The sequence below is a fragment of the Flavobacterium polysaccharolyticum genome, from assembly GCF_038739875.1.
Classification (GTDB): domain Bacteria; phylum Bacteroidota; class Bacteroidia; order Flavobacteriales; family Flavobacteriaceae; genus Flavobacterium; species Flavobacterium polysaccharolyticum.
This window is the reverse complement of sequence record NZ_JBCGDP010000087.1, coordinates 1-305: the sequence shown is the minus strand read 5'-3', so window position 1 is coordinate 305 and position 305 is coordinate 1. Positions and strand designations below refer to the sequence as shown.

Annotated in this window: 1 protein-coding gene; it reads left to right on the top strand. The window is 27.2% G+C overall.

Annotated elements, in window-relative coordinates; genetic code table 11:
• Nucleotides 1-120 precede the first annotated feature (120 nt).
• Nucleotides 121-305: hypothetical protein (locus WFZ86_RS20205; protein WP_342693626.1), on the top strand; the 185-nt coding region annotated here is incomplete at its 3' end.

Below are 305 nucleotides of genomic sequence, written 5' to 3'. Positions count from 1 at the left end.
ATAGAAATGTTATCCATAATTTTGCAAACTTCTAAAGTAATGGAGATCATGTTTTTAGTATGTTGATTTTTATTTTCAAAGGATTAAAATCGAAAAAATAGAATTTTAAAAAAATACCACATGATTAAAAAGCTATTTTTTAATAAACTGAATGCCAAATGTTGTTATTGGTTATGGTTACTGTTTTTACCAGTTTTAGGTACTGCTCAAGCATTATCAGGTACTTATATTATTAGTGCTTCTCAACCCGCACCTTTTTATAGTATTACTAATGCCATAACTAGAATTAATACTTCAGGAGTGAC